Annotated in this window: 14 protein-coding genes; 7 read left to right on the top strand and 7 right to left on the bottom strand. The window is 73.9% G+C overall.

From position 1 onward, the window contains the following. Positions 1–67: 67 nt before the first annotated feature. The 7 genes from ABUW04_RS28225 (at position 68) to ABUW04_RS28195 (ending at position 8,168) form a co-directional block, all read left to right on the top strand. Positions 68–1,486 (top strand): amidase, encoded by a 1,419-nt coding sequence (locus ABUW04_RS28225; RefSeq protein ID WP_380567149.1) that lies wholly within the window; start codon positions 68–70, stop codon positions 1,484–1,486. A 171-nt stretch (positions 1,487–1,657) separates the two neighbouring features. After that, positions 1,658–2,854, top strand: coding sequence for an ROK family transcriptional regulator (locus ABUW04_RS28220; protein WP_380567147.1), 1,197 nt, complete (start codon positions 1,658–1,660; stop codon positions 2,852–2,854). A gap of 302 nt (positions 2,855–3,156) precedes the next feature. Then, positions 3,157–4,494, top strand: a complete 1,338-nt coding sequence (locus ABUW04_RS28215) for an LLM class flavin-dependent oxidoreductase (RefSeq protein WP_380567145.1) — start codon at positions 3,157–3,159, stop codon at positions 4,492–4,494. 21 nt (positions 4,495–4,515) lie between these two features. Beyond that, positions 4,516–5,544 carry an ABC transporter substrate-binding protein gene (locus ABUW04_RS28210; RefSeq protein ID WP_380567143.1) on the top strand — a complete coding sequence of 343 codons (1,029 nt, stop codon included), beginning with the start codon at positions 4,516–4,518 and terminating at the stop codon, positions 5,542–5,544. 31 nt (positions 5,545–5,575) lie between these two features. Further along, on the top strand, positions 5,576–6,538 hold the full coding sequence (locus ABUW04_RS28205) for a TauD/TfdA dioxygenase family protein (RefSeq protein WP_380567142.1): 963 nt from the start codon (positions 5,576–5,578) through the stop codon (positions 6,536–6,538). Between the two features lie 68 nt (positions 6,539–6,606). Next, on the top strand, positions 6,607–7,470 hold the full coding sequence (locus tag ABUW04_RS28200; RefSeq protein WP_380567140.1) for an ABC transporter permease: 864 nt from the start codon (positions 6,607–6,609) through the stop codon (positions 7,468–7,470). A 5-nt stretch (positions 7,471–7,475) separates the two neighbouring features. Then, positions 7,476–8,168 carry an ABC transporter ATP-binding protein gene (locus ABUW04_RS28195; RefSeq protein WP_380567138.1) on the top strand — a complete coding sequence of 231 codons (693 nt, stop codon included), beginning with the start codon at positions 7,476–7,478 and terminating at the stop codon, positions 8,166–8,168. 54 nt (positions 8,169–8,222) lie between these two features. Here ABUW04_RS28195 and ABUW04_RS28190 read toward each other — a convergent pair whose 3' ends face one another. The 7 genes from ABUW04_RS28190 to ABUW04_RS28160 form a co-directional block, all read right to left on the bottom strand. Then, positions 8,223–8,951, bottom strand: a complete 729-nt coding sequence (locus ABUW04_RS28190) for an ABC transporter ATP-binding protein (RefSeq protein WP_030258962.1) — start codon at positions 8,949–8,951, stop codon at positions 8,223–8,225. Further along, complete coding sequence (locus ABUW04_RS28185; RefSeq protein WP_063757589.1) at positions 8,948–9,964, bottom strand: ABC transporter ATP-binding protein; 1,017 nt, start codon at positions 9,962–9,964, stop codon at positions 8,948–8,950. Before ABUW04_RS28185 ends, ABUW04_RS28190 begins: the two co-directional genes overlap by 4 nt. A 46-nt stretch (positions 9,965–10,010) precedes the next feature. Then, positions 10,011–12,911, bottom strand: coding sequence for a hypothetical protein (locus ABUW04_RS28180; RefSeq protein ID WP_380567136.1), 2,901 nt, complete (start codon positions 12,909–12,911; stop codon positions 10,011–10,013). After that, positions 12,908–16,303 carry an ABC transporter permease gene (locus tag ABUW04_RS28175; protein WP_380567134.1) on the bottom strand — a complete coding sequence of 1,132 codons (3,396 nt, stop codon included), beginning with the start codon at positions 16,301–16,303 and terminating at the stop codon, positions 12,908–12,910. The genes ABUW04_RS28180 and ABUW04_RS28175 overlap by 4 nt, the downstream gene beginning before the upstream one ends. A 271-nt stretch (positions 16,304–16,574) precedes the next feature. After that, positions 16,575–17,360, bottom strand: coding sequence for a DUF3710 domain-containing protein (locus ABUW04_RS28170; RefSeq protein ID WP_084714883.1), 786 nt, complete (start codon positions 17,358–17,360; stop codon positions 16,575–16,577). 2 nt (positions 17,361–17,362) lie between these two features. Then, positions 17,363–17,875 carry a dUTP diphosphatase gene (gene dut / locus ABUW04_RS28165; protein ID WP_030258975.1) on the bottom strand — a complete coding sequence of 171 codons (513 nt, stop codon included), beginning with the start codon at positions 17,873–17,875 and terminating at the stop codon, positions 17,363–17,365. A gap of 2 nt (positions 17,876–17,877) precedes the next feature. Beyond that, entirely contained in the window at positions 17,878–18,468 is a 591-nt protein-coding gene (locus tag ABUW04_RS28160; RefSeq protein WP_030258978.1) for a PaaI family thioesterase, read from the bottom strand. Between the last annotated feature and the right edge of the window lie 24 nt (positions 18,469–18,492).

Below are 18,492 nucleotides of genomic sequence, written 5' to 3'. Positions count from 1 at the left end.
GCAGGCAGAGGCCGCGCCACGACCGGACGCGGCACCCGTCCGAGGCACCCGTCCGAGGGGAACCGCAATGACGCAGCTCCACGACCTGACAGCGCTGGAACAGGGCGAGTTGATCGCGACCGGGAAGCTCTCCCCGGTCGAGCTCACCGACCACTACCTGGAGCGGATCGACCGGCTGAACGCTTCCCTCGGCGCCTACATCACGGTCACCCCGGAGCTGGCCCGCGGCCAGGCGGCCGAGGCCGAGGCGGCGGTCCGGGACCGGGACGGCGCACCGCTCTCCCCGCTGCACGGGGTCCCGGTCCCGGTGAAGGACCTCAACTTCGTCGCCGGGGTCCGGGCCACCCAGGGCTCCGCCGCCAGCGCGGAGCAGATCGCGGTGGTCGACGACCACATCGTCACCAAGCTGCGCCGGGCCGGCACGGTGCTGCTCGGCAAGACCAACACCCCCGAGTTCGGACTGCCCTGCTACACCGAGAACCAGGTCGCCCCGCCCGCGCGCACCCCCTGGGACCTGGAGTACTCGGCCGGCGGCTCCAGCGGCGGCGCCGCGGCGGCGGTGGCGGCCGGTCTCGCCCCGCTGGCCCAGGGCAGCGACGGCGGCGGCTCGATACGCATCCCGGCCTCGGTCTGCGGCCTCTTCGGGATCAAGCCCAGCCGGGGCCGGGTCAGCAGCGGCCCGACCCTCTACGACATCAGCGGCCTCAGCACCAACGGCCCGATCGCCCGGACCGTCGCGGACGCCGCCGCACTGCTGGACGTCCTCGCCGGACCGATGCCCGGCGACTGCTACACCGCCCCGGCCCTCGGCCCCGGCGAGACCTTCGCCTCCTTTGCCCAACGCGAGCCCGCGAGCCTGCGGGTGGCCGTGCTCACCGCCCCGCCGGTCCCGGGGCTGACCGTCCATCAGGACTGCATCGACGCCACCGAGAGCGCCGCGGAACTGCTGGCCTCGCTGGGCCACCGCACCGAACCGCTGGAACTGCCCGCCGACGACACCCTGCGCCGGGTGTTCGAGCAGGTCTGGGCGGTGATGGCGACCCAGCAGCCGGTCGCGGACGAGTCGCTGCTGATGCCGCTGACCCGCTACCTGCGCGAGGAGGGCCGCCAGGTCTCCGGCCCGGACTTCGCCACCGCGCTCTACACCTTCCGCGCCGTCGGCGCGCTGGTCGCCGGCCTGCAGGAGGAGTACGACGTCATCCTCACGCCGACGCTGGCCCAGCCCCCGGCCCTGATCGGCGCCCTGCGCGACGACGAGGACCCGTCGCAGGAGTTCGACAACCTCTCCGCGTTCACCCCCTTCACCCCTCTCTACAACGCCACCGGCCAGCCGTCGGTCAGCCTCCCGCTGCACTGGAACGAGGCCGGCCTCCCGATCGGCGTCATGCTCGGCGGCCGCTACGGCGACGAGGCGACCCTGATCTCGCTCTCCGCGCAGCTGGAGCGGATGCGCCCGTGGGCCCACCGCAAGCCGGCACTCTGGTAGGCCCGCCCGCCGGATCGGCCCGGGCGGGCCGGTGTCGCAGAAATGCCACACGGCTGCAACATGCGTCCATTGACCCTCCCGAACGGCGTTGCGACGATGCGCCTATGACCTCCTCGACCTGTCCCGGCGGCCGCTAGCCGATCCGTACCCCGCCGACCGAGGACTCCGCCGATGCCGCTCGCGCTGATCGCCACACCCGCGCCGCCGCCCGTGCCCGACCGACCCGACGGAGCGGCCGCCGTGCTCCGCGCCGCCCTGCGCCGCGGGCCGCTGGCCCGCACCACGATCAGCAGGGAGACCGGACTGAGCCCGGCGGCCGTCTCCCGGCACGCCGCCGAACTGATGGCGCTCGGCCTGGTCTACGAGCCCCGGGAGCCGCCCTCGGCGCCGCGCCCGGGGCGGCCCCGGATCCCGCTGGACGTCGACACCGGGCGCCATCTCGCCGCCGGGGTGCACATCGCGATCCCGCAGCTGACCTTCTCGCTCACCGATCTGCGCGGCCGGGTCGTCGCCCAGGAGCGCGCCCCGCGCCGGGCCACCCCGGCCGCGGTGCTGCAGGACATCGCCGCGCTGCTGCCCGGCTTCCTGCGCCGGCACGCCGGCGGACGCTCGGTGCTGGGGCTCGGCGTGGTCACCGGCGGCTGGGTGGACCCGGAGTCCGGGGTCCTGGTCGAGAACTCCGCGCTGGGCTGGCGGGACGTACCGCTGCGGCAGACCCTGCTGTCCGCCACCCGGCTGCCGATCCACGTGGAGAGCCACGCCCGCGCGCTGGCCCAGGCCGAACTGCTCTTCGGCGCGGGACAGCAGGGAGACCTGGTGCACCTGTTCGTCGGCAATGTGGTGGACGCGGCCATCGCCGCCGGCGGGGTGCTGCTGCGGGGGCGGCGCAACGGCGCGGGCGGGATCGCCCATCTGCCGGTACCCGGCTCCTCGACGCCCTGCCCCTGCGGCGGGACCGGATGCCTGCAGGCCACCGTCTCCGACCGGACCATGGCCGAACGCGCGGTCGCCGAGGGGATCGTGCCGCGGCCCGAACTGACCCTGCTGCTGGCCGCGGCGGAGGCCGGGGACGCCCGCGCCCTGGACCTGTGCCGGGCCAGGCTGCGGCAGATCGCCCCGGCGGTGGCGCTGCTGCTGGACATGATCAGCCCGGACCTGCTGGTGCTCACCGAAGCGGTCACCCTCTACCTGCCGGAACTGCTCGGCGTGCTGCACCAGGAGGTGGCGGCGCGGACCCGGCAGCCGGTGGAGCAGTTGGTCCGCCCCAGCTCCTTCGGTCCCGGCGCGCTCGCGGTGGCCGCCGGGACACCGGTGCTGGCCGCCGTGCACCAGGACCCGATGGCACTGCGAACGGCCAGGTCGGCATGAGGCCCCGGGTTATTTCCAGCGCGTCAGAAACCGTTGCCGCCGCACCGGCCAGGCCGCAGACTCGGGGCATGGACGCACAGCGCAGGGCGACGATCCGGGAGGCCGCAGGCCGGCACCCGGTGAACGCCTTCCGCCTGCACCACTTCGCCGGACTCGGCTGTTAGTACAGCGCTCCGCCGCTCACCGTCCCGTCCTCCCCGTGACCGTTCCGGGGTCTGACGGCACGTCACCTTCGCACACCCATCCGAACCGAGCACCGTGCACACCGCTGCGCGCTGCCCTACGTCCCGGAGTGCTTCAGCATGCCTTCCGACCGCAGGCAACTGCACCTCAACCTCTTCCTGATGGGCGTCGGCCACCACGAGGCCGCCTGGCGCCATCCCCGCACCGACCCGGCCGGGCTGTCCTCGCTGGCGCACTACCAGCGGCTCGCGGCCACCGCCGAGGCCGCCGCCTTCGACTCGGTCTTCCTGGCCGACGGGGTCGAAGGGCCGGACCCGGCCCGGGCCAACGCCTGGATCAGCCACTTCGAGCCGTTCACGCTGCTCTCCGCGCTCGCGGTGAGCACCGAGCGGATCGGCCTGATCGGCACGGTCTCCACCGGCTTCACCGAGCCCTACAACCTGGCCCGGCAGTTCGCCAGCCTGGACCACCTCAGCCAGGGCCGGGCCGGCTGGAACATCGTCACCTCGGCCGGGGACCGGGCCGCCCGCAACTTCAACCGCACCGCCAACCAGGAGCACGCGGTCCGCTACCAGCGGGCGGACGAGTACCTGGAGGTGGTGCGGGCGCTCTGGGACAGCTGGGAGGACGACGCCCTGCTGCTGGACCGGGAGAACGGGCTGGTCACCGACTCGGCCAAGCTGCACGAGATCAACCACAGCGGAGAGCACTTCCAGGTGCTGGGGCCGCTGAACATCCCGCGCGGACCGCAGGGTCATCCGCTGCTGGTCCAGGCGGGCAGTTCGGAGGACGGACGCGGCTTCGCGGCCCGGCACGCCGAAGCGGTGTTCACCGCGCAGCAGACCCTCGCCGAGGGCCAGGGCTTCTACGCCGACCTCAAGGCCCGCGCCGCCGCCCTGGGCCGTGATCCGGCCGGCATCGTGGTGCTGCCCGGCATCGTGCCGGTGCTCGGCTCCACCGAGGCCGAGGCCAAGGCGCTGGACCAGGAACTGGACGACCTGATCGATCCGACCCGGGCCATCGGCACGCTGTCCACCCTGCTCGGGGTGGACCTGAGCGACCACCCGCTGGACGCCCCGCTGCCGCCGCTGCCCCCGGTCGCCGCCATCAACGGCGCCAAGAGCCGCTTCGAACTGGTCCGCGACCTGGCCGAGCGGGACGGGCTGACCCTGCGTCAACTCGTGGGCCGGCTGGGCGGCGGACGCGGGCACCAGGTGCTGGCGGGCACGCCGGAGCAGGTCGCCGACCACATCGAGCTGTGGTTCGGGCAGGGCGCGGCGGACGGCTTCAACATCATGCCGCCGATCCTGCCCGACGGCCTGGACCTCTTCGCCGAGCACGTCGTACCGCTGCTGCGCGAGCGCGGGCTGTTCCGCACCGAGTACACCGGCCGGACCCTGCGCGAGCACTACGGGCTGCCGAGGCCCGCCAACCAGTACACCTCCGTCGCCGTCTGACCCTCACCCCAAGGACCTCCCATGCGCAAGAGAACCGCCCTCGTCCTGCCCGCCCTCGCGGCTCTGCTGCTCCCGCTGGCCACCGCGTGCGGCGGGGCGGCCTCGGCCAGCACCGACACCGCGGGCAAGTCCGGCTCCGGCCAGGTCACCCTGCGCTTCGGCGACCAGGGCAAGACCCTGCTCACCCTGCTGCAGACCTCCGGCGAGCTGAACGGACTGCCCGGCTACAAGGTGCAGTTCGACCAGTTCAACAGCGGACCGCTGGTCAACCAGGCGCTGTCGGCCGGTGTCGTCGACGTCGGCATCATGGGCGACACCCCGGCGATCTTCGCCGCGGCGGCCAAGCTGCCGGTGGACGTGGTGGCCGCCAGCCACACCGTCGGCCCCGGCTACACCCTGCTCGCCCGGGCCGGTTCCGGTATCAAGACCCTGGCCGACCTCAAGGGCCGCAAGGTCGCCTACTCCAAGGGCACCGCCAACCAGGGCTTCCTGATCCAGGCGCTGGCCACGGTGAACCTCAAGCAGCAGGACATCACCGCGGTCGACGTGCCGCTGCAGAACGTCGGCAATCTGCTGCAGTCGGGCACCGTCGACGCCGCCACCGTCGCCGCCCAGGACCTGGTCAACTACACCAGCACCCATCCGGACGCGGTGAAGCTGATCAACGGTCAGCAGGTGTCCTCCGGCTACGCCTTCTACCTGGCCACCCAGAAGGCCCTGGCCGACCCGGCCGAGCGCGCCGCGGTCAAGGACCTGGTGGGCCGGATCATCAAGGCCTACAGCTGGGCCAGGACCCACCCCGACCAGTGGATCGACGCCTACTACGTCAAGGTCAACAAGCAAACCCCGGCGATCGGGAAGCTGGTCTGGCAGAACTCGGGCGAGACGAAGTTCGCCGTGCTGGACCAGACCGTCATCAGCGCCCAGCAGCGGCAGGCGGACCTCTTCCTGGCCAACCAGCAGGTCCCCGGGAAGGTCGACGTGACCAGCGAGTTCCCGGCGGACGTGGAGCAGGAGTTCAGCACCGTCGTCGCCCCCAACCAGCAGTAGCAGCCACGCCTTTCACCTGGAGGGAACCACCATGACCGTGTCCGTCCGCACGCTCACCGTCCGCCCCGTCGCGGGGCACATCGGCGCCGACATCGACGGCGTCGACCTGGCCCTGCCGCTCTCCGAGGAGGAGGTGCAGCAGGTCAGGGTGGCGCTGCAGCGCCACAAGGTGGTGTTCTTCCGCGGCCAGGAGCTGGACCACGCCGCGCAGATCGCCTTCGCCCGGCAGTTCGGCGAGCTGACCTACGCCCACCCGCACGACGACACCCCGCCCGAGGACCACCCGGAGATCTTCACCATCGACCCGACCCGGTTCGAGGAGCGCTACGGCAAGGGCTTCCGCGAGGAGTACCGCAAGCGCCAGTACAGCTACTTCGACGGCTGGCACACCGACGTCACCGCCGCGGTGAACCCGCCGGCCGGGTCGATCCTGCGGGCCGAGCGGGTCCCGGAGTTCGGCGGCGACACCACCTGGACCAACCTGGTCGCCGCCTACCAGGGGCTGTCCGCCCCGCTGCGCGCCTTCGTCGACACCCTGCGCGCCGAGCACCGCTACGGCGGCAGCAGCAAGGTCGCCGGGGACAGCGAGTACGCCAAGCGGATCAACGAGAACCTGCTGGTCGCGGTGCACCCGGTGGTCCGGGTGCACCCGGAGACCGGGGAGCGGGCGCTGTTCGTCAACCCCGGCTTCACCAGCCACATCGTGGACGTCACCCCCGGCGAGAGCAAGCAGATCCTGGACCTGCTCTACGGCGAGATCACCCGGCCCGAGTACACCGTCCGCTTCCGCTGGGAGCCCGGCCACGTCGCCTTCTGGGACAACCGGGCCACCGCGCACCTCGCACCGCGCGACCTGGAGCACCTGGAGGTGGAGCGGCGGCTGCACCGGGTGACGCTGATCGGCGACGTCCCGGTCGGCCCGGACGGGCGCAGCTCCGAGCTGGTCTCCGGGCGGCCGTTCACCGCCGACCACCGCGTGGTCACCGCCGCCTGACCGAGCACCACCCGTTCCTGCCGCCCCACGAGAAACGCCGCCCGAAGTCCTAGGAGAGGGACCAGACCATGGCGACCACCGTCACCGCACCACCCGTACCGGAGAGCCCGCCGGACTCGCCGGTGCTGATCGACGCCGCGACGCTGAGCCGTCCGAACCGCACCTGGGTGCCGCTGCCGCGCTGGCTGCGGCGGCTGGCCGGTCCCGCCCTGGTGGTCGCCGTCTGGCAGTTGCTGGGGGCGACCGGCAACATCAACCCGAGGGTGCTGGCGACGCCGGCCCAGGTCGCCCAGGCGGCCTGGGAGCTGGCCAAGGACGGCGAGCTGGCGAGCAATCTGCTGGCCTCGCTGCAACGGGTCGGCAGCGGGCTGCTGATCGGGGTCGGCCTGGGGGTGCTGCTGGCGGTGCTGGCCGGGCTGTTCCGGCTGGGCGAGGAGCTGATCGACTCCACCATGCAGGTGGTCCGGGCGCTGCCGGTGCTGGGGCTGCTGCCGCTGGTGATCATCTGGTTCGGCGTCGGCGAGGAGCCCAAGATCGCCCTGGTGGCCTTCGCCGCGGCCTGCCCGGTCTACATCAACACCTACGCCGGCATCCGGGGTGTGGACAACCGGCTGGTGGAGTCCGGGCGGGTGGTCGGCCTCAACCGGCTGGGGCTGATCCGGCACGTCATCCTGCCCGGGGCGGTGCCCGGCTTCCTGGTCGGCCTGCGGTTCGCGCTCACCAGCGCCTGGCTGGTGATCATCGTCGCCGAGCAGCTCAACGCGACCAGCGGCATCGGCTACCTGATGAACCAGGCCCAGGCCTGGTACCGCACCGACATCATCGTCCTCGGACTGCTGATCTACGGCGTGCTCGGCCTGCTCGCCGACTCGCTCGTCCGCCTGCTGGAGCGCCGCCTGCTGGTCTGGCGCCGCGGATTCAACGGAGCCTGACCACCATGACGACAGCAACCACCACCGAGGCCGCACTGGCCGTCCGGGCGACCGGGGTGCACCGCTCCTTCGACGGACGCGAGGTACTGTCCGGGATCGACCTGACGCTGCACCAGGGCGAGTTCCTGGCACTGCTGGGCCGCAGCGGCTCGGGCAAGAGCACGCTGCTCCGGGCGATGGCCGGGCTCGACCCGGACTTCACCGGCGAGCTGCTGGTGCCCGAGCGGAGGTCGGTGGTCTTCCAGGACCACCGGCTGCAGCCGTGGAAGCGGGTGCTCGACAATGTCGTGCTCGGACTGCCGCGGACCGGCGCGAGGGAGGCCGGCCTCAATGCACTGGCCGAGGTCGGCCTGACCGAGCGGGCCCGGGACTGGCCGATCACGCTCTCCGGCGGGGAGGCCCAGCGGGCGGCGCTGGCACGGGCCCTGGTCCGGGACCCGGCTCTGCTGCTGCTGGACGAGCCGTTCGGGGCGTTGGACGCGCTGACCCGGCTGAAGATGCACGCGCTGCTGCGGGAGCTGTGCCGGAAGCACCGGCCCGCGGTGCTGCTCGTCACCCATGACGTGGACGAGGCGATTGCGCTGGCGGATCGGGTGATCGTGCTCACCGACGGGCGGCTCGGTCCTTCGCACAAGGTGGGGGTTGGGGAGCTGCGAGGGGTGCTGCTCAAGGAGTTGGGGGTGGTGGAGGCCGGATGAAAGGGTGCGGGGGCTGCGTGGCTGGGCGCGCAGTTCCCCGCGCCCCTGTTGGGCCTACTCGTCGTTGGTTATCTGACCGTCTCTCAGGTCCAGTACTCGGTCGGCGAGTTCCATCAGTTGGGGGTCGTGGGTGGCCACCAGGGCGGTGACGCCCTCGCTGCGGACCACGGCGCGGAGGAGTTGCATGATGGCGCGGCCGGTGTCGGAGTCCAGTTGGCCGGTGGGCTCGTCGGCGATGATCAGGGCCGGCTGGTTGGCCAGGGCGCGGGCGATGGCGACGCGCTGCTGCTGCCCGCCGGAGAGCTCTCCCGGGCGCTGGTTGACGTGGTCGCCGAGGCCGACCAGGGCCAGCAGCTCCTGCACCCGCTCCTCGCGCTCCCGGGGCGGGGTGCGCCGCAGCCGCATGGGAACGCCGACGTTCTCCGACGCGGTCAGGATGGGGATCAGGCCGAAGGACTGGAAGACGAAGCCGATCCGGTCCCGCCGCAGGGTCAGCAGCCCGTCCTCGCCCAGCTCGGCCAGGTCGTGGCCGTCCACCAGGATCCGGCCCGAGCTGGGCCGGTCCAGGCCGCCGACCAGGTTCAGCAGGGTGGTCTTGCCGGAGCCCGAGCGCCCCTTGAGGGCGGTCAGCTCGCCGCGCCGCGCGGTGAAGGAGACCCCGCGCAGGGCGTGGACCGCGGTGGCGCCGCTGCCGAAGGACTTGTGCAGGTCATGGACCTCCACCATCGGCGCTCCGGGCTCCGCCACGGCGGTGGCGCCCTCGGGCTCGGTGCTGCTGGTCATGCGTCGTCCCCCTCTGTCTCGGCCTGGACCTCGTCGGCGTCGGCCTTCGCCCGCTGCGCGGCCGCGTCGGGCCATACTCCGATGTGATCGGTCTCCAGCGCCAGTCTCACCCGCTTGCGCATGTGCAGGCGCTCGGTGAACTCGCTCGGCAGCTGCAGCCGCCCGTTGCGGTCCAGGACCGCGTACTCCTCGGCGGTCAGCTCCTGCGCGCCGTCGTCGTCGGTGGTGATCCGGCGCAGCACCTCGGTGGAGGTGCGGCCGTTGCGGATCCGCACGGTGCGCTGGACCTGCTCGGACACCAGGGCGTCATGGGTGACCACGACCACCGTCACGCCCAGCTCCTCGTTGGCCTGCCGGAGCGCGGCGAAGATCTCCTCGCTGGTCGCGGTGTCCAGTTCGCCGGTGGGCTCGTCGGCGAACAGCACCCGGGGCCGGTTGGCGTTGGCGACCGCGATGGCGACCCGCTGCTGCTCGCCGCCGGACAGTTCGCCGGGGCCGCGGTCGGCGCAGTAGCCGACCCCCATCAGGTCCAGCAGCTCGCCGGCCCGGTTGCGGCGCTCGGACCGCTTCACCCCGGCGTAGGTCATCGGCAGCATGACGTTCTCGGCCGCGGTCAGGTAGGGCAGCAGATTGCGGGAGGTCTGCTGCCAGACGAAGCCGACCGTGCCGCGCCGGTAGGCGAGCCGGTCCCGGCGCTTCATGGTGAGCAGATCGTGCCCGGCGACCTCGGCCGATCCCGCGGTGGGGACGTCCTGGCCGGAGAGGATGCCCAGCAGGGTGGACTTGCCGGAGCCGGAGGCGCCGATCACCGCGACCATCTCGCCGCGCGCCACGGCCAGGTCCAAACCCTGCAGCGCCTGCACCTCGACACCCTCGGTCTGGTAGATCCGGACCAGGTTCTCGCAGACGATCAGGCCCTCCTCCCGCTCCGGGCGGGCGGCCTCGGCCGCGCGGCGGCGCAGTTCCCCGAGGTCCGGGGCCCCGGCCCGGTCGGCCGCATGGTTGACGCTCACTCTGCTCCCCCTGTCGATCGGCGTACGGTCATGATTACGGTCATGATCAGGCCTCCCCGAGCCTCAGCACCCCGCCCAGGCGCCGCATGCGCAACACCGTACTCTCGACCACGGCGGCGCAGACGACCAGAGCCGCGAGGCCGGCCCCGAGCAGCGCGGTGAGCAGGTAGTCGGTGTGCAGGGCCGGCGCCGCCGGCCCCCCGGTGAACTGACTGATACTCAGAGCCGGTCCCAGCAGCCGCGGTTCGAGCACCCCGACGAGGACGCCCCCGGCCGCGGCGGCCACCGCCAGCGGCACCAGCTGCAGCACCTGCAGCACCGCGGCCTGCCGTCCGGCCAGCCCCAGCGTGCGCAGGTAGGAGCTGGTGCGGCCGCGTTCGCGGGCGGTGAGGACAAGTTCCAGCGCCACCGCGAGCAGCCCGAACACCACGGCCAGCAGGGAGCAGACGGTGTAGACGTCGTCGACGATGCGCACCAGGCCGTCCCCGCGCAGGGTGTCCAGCACCTCCGCCCGGACCCGGACCTGCGCCTGCGGTCCGAGCGCGTCGGCGGCCGCGGCCACCACGGCGGCCGGTGCCGCACCGGGGCGGGCGAACAGCAGCAGCGCGGTGCCGCCGGTCTGCTGGGCCGGCAGCAGCGGCTCCAGGGCGGTGGTGCCGACAATGACCGGTGTGTCCGCCGGGAGCCCGGCGACCAGCGGGCCGAGGACCGGGTCCTGCCGCAGCGCCGGGGTCAGCGCGCCGACCGGCTTCAGGTGCAGCGCGGTCCTGCTGCTGCCCAGCGCCGAGTCCACCACGGCGCGGAGGCTCTCGCCGTTCTCCGCGACGATCAGCCCCGGATCGGCCAGCACCGGCGCGGTGGCGCTCGCGGTGCCGGTGGCGACCGGCTTCCCGCCGTGCAGCACGCCCAGGGCGCGGGCCAGCGGTCCGTCCGGGTCGGCGGCGGCCAGCTGCGCCGGGTCGACGGTGATCAGGGCCGTCTGCGGCAGGTTGGCGCCGTCCTCGTCCCCGGTGAGCAGCACCGTGCGCAGGTACTCGGCCACCGTGGCGCGGACCGGCGAGGAGCCGCCGGCGGCCACCGGGGTCGGGGCGACGTCGCCCTGCTGGACCAGCGAGACGTCGGCCCCGGCGGTCCAGGCGGCGCCGACCGCGGCTCCGTCGTACACCGAGCGGGAGACCATGCCGCCGAAGACCGCGGTGCCCAGGGTGATCACCAGGACGAACAGCGCCAGGCTGGTGCCGCCGGCGTCACGGGCCGCTCCGCGCAGTCCGAGGAAGGCCACCACGCCGCCGCCGCGCCGGGAACGGCCCGCCAGCAGGCCCAGCACCAGCGGGTACAGCCGCACCAGAAGCAGCACGGCGACCAGCGCCACCAGCACCGGCACCAGGCTGAGCTGCACGTCGATCCCGGCCCCGCCGCCGCTGCCGCGCACCCGCAGAGCGACCACGCCGCCGACGCAGAGCACCAGCGCGGTGGCCTCCAGCACCAGCCGCCGGGTCCGCCGCGAGGCACGCCGGCGGACCTCCCTGGCCCGTCCCGGCTCCCTGACCGCGTACCAGGTCAGCAGCGGCACCAGCAGCAGCGCCGCCGCCGTCCCCAGCAGCGCCGCGACCGGCTGCGGGGATCCCGAGGTGCCGGTCGGGGCCGGCAGCAGGCCGAGCCGCCAGCCCAGCTCGCCGGCCAGCAGCAGCACCGGGGCGGTGACCAGGCTGCGCTGCAGCACCAGCCCGGTCGCGGAGGCGCCGCGCGAGCGCTGCAGCCGCAGGTGCACGGCGCGCCGACGCAGCAGCAGCCGGACCGACACCAGCACGGTGGCCAGTCCGACCGCCGCCAGTGAGGCCACCGCGAACCCGGCCAGCGCCCTGGTCTGGGCGTCCGCGCCGGTGAAGGCGGTGAGCACCGGGGTGAGCCCGTCGTCGACGACGTACGACCCGGAGGGATGGGCGCCGATCGAGCAGGGGCTGTCACCCGCGGCCGGCGAGTCGGTGCACAGCAGGTCGTTGAGGTCGATCGCCAGGTTCCTGGTGTCGGCGGCGAGGGCGGGGAGCTGCTTCACGGCGGCGTCGCCGAGCGCGACGCGGTACTCCCAGCCGACCGTGGGCAGCGGTATCCCCTGCTTCGCCAGCAGCTCCGGCGCGTCGGCGCCGACCAGGCCCTGGACGGCGATGTTCAGCGTCCCGGCCAGCTGCCCCGGGTACTCGAGCGGCTTGTCGAGCCCGGGCAACTGCCGCCAGAACTCGCTCTGCTCCTGCTCCGGCCGGTAGATCCCGACCAGCCGGACCAGCACCTCGTACCTGGGGCTGGACCGGGTGGCCTGGAACCAGAGCTCGACCTGCTGCCCCAGCCCCAGTCCGAGCAGCTTCGCCTCGCCGGTCGACAGCGCGATCCCCGGCAGCTCCCCGGCTGGGGTGCTGTCGGCCGGGGCCGCGCCCTGGACGTAGTGCAGATAGGCCGGGGCGTCGCTGATGTGATGCAGCGTCACGGACTCCTGGGTGACCCGGGGGTCCACCGGCAGCGGCGAGTCGATCCCCAGCAGCTGGTAGTCCACCGTGGTCCGCACCGGACGCAGCGCCGCCCCCAGGGTGCGGCCCGCGGTGGAGACCACCGACTGTCCGCCCGACTCCAGCTGGGTGCGCAGCGCCGGGGGGTTCGGTGCTCCCAGGCCCGGCTGGGGCAGCTCCACCGGTGCGGACACGGTGAGCACCGCGCCGGCGTCGGCAGCGGCGGCCAGCCGCTGGCGCAGCGCCTGGTCCTCCTTGCCGCCCAGCTCCACCGGGCCGAGCGCGCACAGCCCGGTGAACACCGCGACCAGCACGGCCAGGCAGGCCAGCAGCGGGGCGTCCCCGCGCGCCTCGCGGCGCAGCAGCCGCAGCGAGGCGGGGCGGGCCGGACCGCGCCGGGGCGTGCCGTCCCCGGGCCCCTCGCGGCGCAGGCGCACGGCTCTCATGAGTCCTCCCCGGCTCGCAGCGTACGGACCAGGTCGACCCGGGCGAGCAGCCGGGACAGACCCATCACCACCAGGCAGATCACCACGGCCGTCGCCAGCGCGGTCAGCAGCACCGCTCCCCAGGGGACGGCCAGCCGCAGCGCCGGGAACGGTGCGTCCCCGTAGTCGTCCAGGGTCACCAGCGGCATGATCACGGCGGCCAGGCCCACCCCCAGCAGTGCTCCGGGCACGACCGCGAACAGGGTGACGCTGATCTGCTCGGCCCACAGCAGCACGGCCAGCCGGCGGCTGCGGATGCCCATGGCCCGCAGCAGCGCGAACTCCCGCCTCCGCTCCCGGGTGGTGATCACCACATGGACGGTGAAACCGATCACCGCGAAGGCCGGTGCCAGCAGCCGGCACAGTTCCAGCACCGCGCGCATGCCCGAGCGGAACGGGTCGGCGCGCTGCAGCGCCGCCTCCTGGACGGTGGTCCGCGCGGTGCCGAGCCGCGGGTCGGCGGCCACCGCAGCGGCCGTGGCCGTGCTGTCGGTGCTGGACAGCAGCCAGCTGTCGGGCGGCTCGGGGTCCACCCCGATGGCGAGTTCGACGGCCGTCACCGCGCGGTTGTCGGCCAGCAGGGCCGGCTGCAGGTGGTCCTGTCCCGGGATCGCCGGGATCCTGCCGACGACCACCGCTTTCAGGGTCGGCGGGTTCTCCAGTTCCCCGCCCAGGTCGAGGGTCAGCTGCTGCCCGACCGCGAGTCCCCGGCCCGCGACCACGGCGTCGTCGGCCAGCACCGGGATCGGCTCGATCCGCTTCGGGTCGATCGGGTCCACCTCCAGCACCGCCGGCGAGGTCGACGCGGTCAGCTCGCCCGGGGCCGCGGTGCTGATGACGGTGCGCAGCAGCGGACCGCCGGCGCTCGGCGCCGAGAGCGAGCACACCGCGGGGCTGAACGGATCCGGGCTGACGCTGCCGCCGGGCGCCGCGGGCGGCTGCGATCCGCAGTTCCCGGCGCTGCGGCCGGCCCCGGCCTCGGTCTCGTCCTGCCAGCTGCCGGCGGCCGGCAGCGAGTCGACCCAGGTGCCGCCGAGCCCCAGCCGGTCGACGGTGAGCGTGACCGACGCGGCCCGCTGCTGACCGGCCGGCCGGACCGACAGGCCGACGAGACGCAGCGGGAAGGCGGTGCGGCTGCCGGCGGGGAGCGCCAGGGCCAGGGTGTGCCTGCTCCCGTCGGTCCCGGTCAGCGCGGCGGAGGTGCGGACCGGCTGTCCGTCCGCGTCCACCAGCAGCACCCCGAGCGTGGGCGGCGTCCAGACGGCGGGCCGCGCACCGCCGACCTGGACCTGGACGTCCAGGTCCAGGTGGTCGCCGCGGCCGGACAGCAGCAGTCCGTAGTGCGGAACGCCCTTGGCCAGTGCGGCGATCCGGGCGGCGTAGTCGGCTCCGGCCAGATCCTGACGGAGTGTCGGCAGCGGCGCGGCGCCCTGCCCGGGCAGGGCCGCGGCGTCGATGCCGACCAGGCTCAGCGCGGACGAGTCGCCGACGAAGCCGGTGGAGGTGACGGTCACCGGGTTAACCCCGGTGACCCCGGGGAGCTGCCGGTAGCGGCTGTGCAGCTGACCGGCCGGGTACCCGACCAGACCGTTGGTGGTGCCGACCGAGACGTCGGCCCCCACCGCGAACCGGGCCTGGTCCAGCGCCAGACCGCTCAGGCAGGCCAGCGCGGTGGTGGCGAGCGCGCCCACGGTCACCGCCATGCTCATCAGCACCACCGGACCCGCGTTGCGGTTGGAGCGCCGGCTCAACTGCCAGCCGGCCAGCGGCAGCACCAGCCCCCTCCGCAGCCGCCCGAACCGGTCCAGCGCACGCGAGGTCAGCGGCAGCAGCCGGAGCAGCAGTACCGAGGCGGCGACCACGGCGACCACCGGGACCAGCACCAGCACCGGGTCCACCGTCCCGGCGACGGTCACCGTGGAGTGGTAGTGCACCAGTTGCAGGTAGCCCAGCACCGCGACCGCCAGCAGCGCCAGGTCGGCCCCGATCCGCTGCGCCGCCGCGGCCCGGTCGCTGCGGGCCCGGGCCCGGAGGGCGATGCCGCGCCCGGAGACCGTGCGCAGCACCGGCAGCAGCGCCGCCGCCGCGTGCACCAGCACGGTGAGCGCCACGGCGCCCCAGGCCGCCGCGCCGACGGTGCTCAGCGGTACCGCCCCGTCGACCAGACCCGCCCGGTGCATCCCGGAGAGCAGCGCGCCGGCCAGGAACGGCGCGGCCACCGCGGCGGGCAGCACCAGGGCGGCCCATTCGGCCGCGGCGCCGCCGAGCAGCCGCCCGGTACCGGCGCCGCGGGTCTGCTGCAGCACCAGCTCCGCGGTGCGGTGCGCGGCCAGCTGGCGGGCCGTCAGCGCCATGGTGGTGACCGCCAGCACCGCCAGCAGCGCGGTGGGCAGGTAGAGCGCCGAGCGGGCGACCACGGCGGGCCCGGCCAGGTTGCGGATGACGGTCGGCAGGTCGGTGCTGACCGTGGTGCGCTGCAGCGCCGGCGTCGCCCCGTGGTAGACCGACAGGGCGGCGTCGCTGCCGCTGAAGGTGTCCATCCGCTCGGCGAGGCCGGAGAGGGCGTCCATGGAGACCCCGATCCTGGGGCCGATGGCCGGGACCGAGTCCCAGTGCGCGGTGACCGCCAGGTTGAACGCGCCCTGCTCGACGATCGCGGCCGGCGGGACCAGCACCAGGCTCTGGGACAGGCCGTTGCTGTCGGTGGGGTCCCCGGCGATGGCGGGCCAGAAGCCGGGGCTGGACGGCAGGGCCTGGTAGACGCCGGTGATCAGGATGTTCACCCGGACCAGCTGGGAGCTCTGCAGGGCCAGCGTCGTACCGACGCGCAGGTGCATGGCCGAGGCCATCGCCTGGTTCACCGCGGCCGGCACCGTCGCCGGGACGCCCGGGGCGGTGCGGCCGGGAGTCACCGCCGGCAGGCCGGTGAAGTCGGCCGTCGCGGCGTCGCCCGCGCCCTGCGGCCAACTCCCCTGCACCAGCCGGGCGTGCGCCGCCGCGCCCTCGGTGGCGACGAAGCGCAGCCCCACCGGGGTCGCCGCGCCGCCGCTGGGCGCGAGCGGCTGGACCGCGGCCAGGGACAGGCTGGTCGTGTGCGGCACCCCGGCGTAGGCGCGGTCCACGGCGGCACGCACCGCCCGGTCTCCGGCCGCCATGCCGGCCGCCGAGAAGTCCGCGTCGACCTGCACCTGCGCGTTGGGCTGCGCGGCCAGCCTGACCGCCACCCCGGACTCCACCGCGAAGCCGGCCAGGGACGCCAGCGCCGCCAGTACCGTCCCCGCGAGCAGGACCGTCAGCGCGGCCGCGACCAGCACCAGGCCGTGCCGGGTCGACCGGCGTACCGGCGCAGGCATCCTGTGCCTCGGTCCCACGGTTCTGACAGCAACGGACACGCTGAGCCCCCGACGGCGCACGTCGTCTCGGGACGGCCGGACGGCAGGCCCCGCACACCCCCGGCCCGGCTTGGTCTAGACCAGAAGGATCTGCACAGCATGCAGCGCCCCCCGTGCGGAGATCAAGGGATCACTGGGAACCCGCAGGGATCCTTCCGCTTGCGGGCAGCAGAAAGCCGACAGGCCCCCGCAAAGGGGGCCTGTCGGCGTGCCGTGCTCAGCGGACCTCGGGTCAGCGGACCTCGGTGATCTCCGGGCCGCGCTCGAAGGGGTTCATCGGGTCGCCGCTGAAGCGGTTGGCCGGGGCCGACTGCTGCTGCGGCATCCCGTCCGCCACCATCTGGGCGTCCTCGGGGAGTTTGAGCACGATCGGGTCGCGCGGGGCCATCGGGGTCTCCCCGCGGACCACCACGGTCTCCCGGAACACCTGCTCCAGCACCCCGGCCGACTCCGGCTGGACCGCCGCCTGGCCCGAGATCACACCGCGCAGGAACCAGCGCGGGCCGTCGCAGCCGACGAAGCGGACCACCTGCACCCCCTGGGTGCCGTCCGGGAGCTGCACCGGGACCTGGGCCCGCAGGCCCCAGCCCAGCGGGCCCTCCTCCTCGTCCACGACGCCGCCCTGCTGGGTGATGCCGGACGCGATCTCCTGGCGGACCTCGCCCCAGATCCCCTCGGACCTCGGCGCGGCGAAGGCCTGCAACTGGATGGCGCTGCTGCCGAGGACCAGGGTCGCCGCGACGATGGAGTCGCCGGCCACCTCCACCCTCAGCTCCATGCCATCGACCCCGGGCACCAGCAGGCCGCCCAGATCGACACGGCCCTCGGCCGCGTCCTCCACCTCGGTGGAGTCCCAGGGGCCGTCGGGGCGCGGCGCGGGCGGCAGGCCCACCCGGGCATCCTCGGCGTCGTCCTCCTCCACGGAGTCCACACCTGCGACGTCCTCGCTGTCCCCGAGGGCCTCTTCGCCCTCGATCTGGTCGACAGCGTCCTCGCTCTTGGCGCGACGACGGAACACGGTCACTGTCCTTCCCGGTCGGGTACCGAAGAGATTTCCTGCCCGGCCGCGGGAATGCTAACCGCGGCATGGCCGCCCGTCGACCCGAAGCCACCGATGGCACGTGCCGATCCCGGCAGTTCCTCCACCTCGTGGAAACGGACCTTCTCGACCCGCTGGACGACCAGCTGGGCGATCCGGTCCCCGCGGCGGAAGACCACCCGCTCGCGCGGGTCGAGATTGACGACGATCACCTTGATCTCACCACGGTACCCGGCATCGACTGTTCCCGGGGCATTCACCAGCGCCAGACCGCAGCGGGCCGCCAGGCCCGAACGCGGATGCACGAAGGCCGCATATCCGTCCGGCAGCGCGATGGCCACCCCGGTGGGCAGCACCGCCCGTTCCCCGGGGGCCAGCTCGGCGTCGACCGTGGTCCGCAGATCGGCCCCGGCGTCGCCCGGATGGGCGTACGCGGGAGCGGGCAGCTCGGGGTCCAGCAGGCGCAGCAGGACGTCTACAGGGGGGTGGGTCATGACTACGGATTCACCTCGAAGGCACGGGCGCGCTTGAAGACATCGGGGTTGTCCATGACCGCCTTGATGTCCTCAGGACGGCCATGGGTGACGAAGTGGTCCAGCTGGACCTGGACGAACAGGGCCCGCGCGGATATCGCGAGCGGCCCGTCGGGGCCGTCCAGCCGTCCCTCACCCCGGCAGTAGATCTTGCGCCCGACCACCGCGTCGACCCAGACGTGGATGGACAGGGTGGCGCCCACCGGTACCGGGCGGACGAAGTCGGTCTCCAGCCTGGCGGTCACCGAGGCGGTGTGCAGCAGCCAGTTCAGCGTGCCCAGCGCCTCGTCCATCGCGGTCACCAGCACCCCGCCGTGGGCCAGCCCGGGGCCGCCCTGGTGCGCCGGGGCAACGGTGAACTCGGCCAGCACCTCGACCCCCTCCCCGGCCCTGGCGGCCAGGCGCAGCCCGGACGGCTGCTGCGGGCCGCAGCCGAAGCAGTGCTCGTAGTGCGGGTCGATCAGGACGCCGGGCGCGGGCGCCTCGGGGTGCCTGACCGGCGGCGCGGCACCGGGCGGCGGCGTCAGGGAGGGACGGGAGGTGTGCTGGCTCACGCCCGCGACCCTACAGAACAACCC

It is taken from the genome of Streptacidiphilus jeojiensis (assembly GCF_042510965.1).
GTDB classification, from domain to species: Bacteria; Actinomycetota; Actinomycetes; order Streptomycetales; family Streptomycetaceae; genus Streptacidiphilus; species Streptacidiphilus jeojiensis.
The sequence above is the reverse complement of the archived record's forward strand: the minus strand, read 5'-3'. Positions and strand labels throughout refer to the sequence as shown.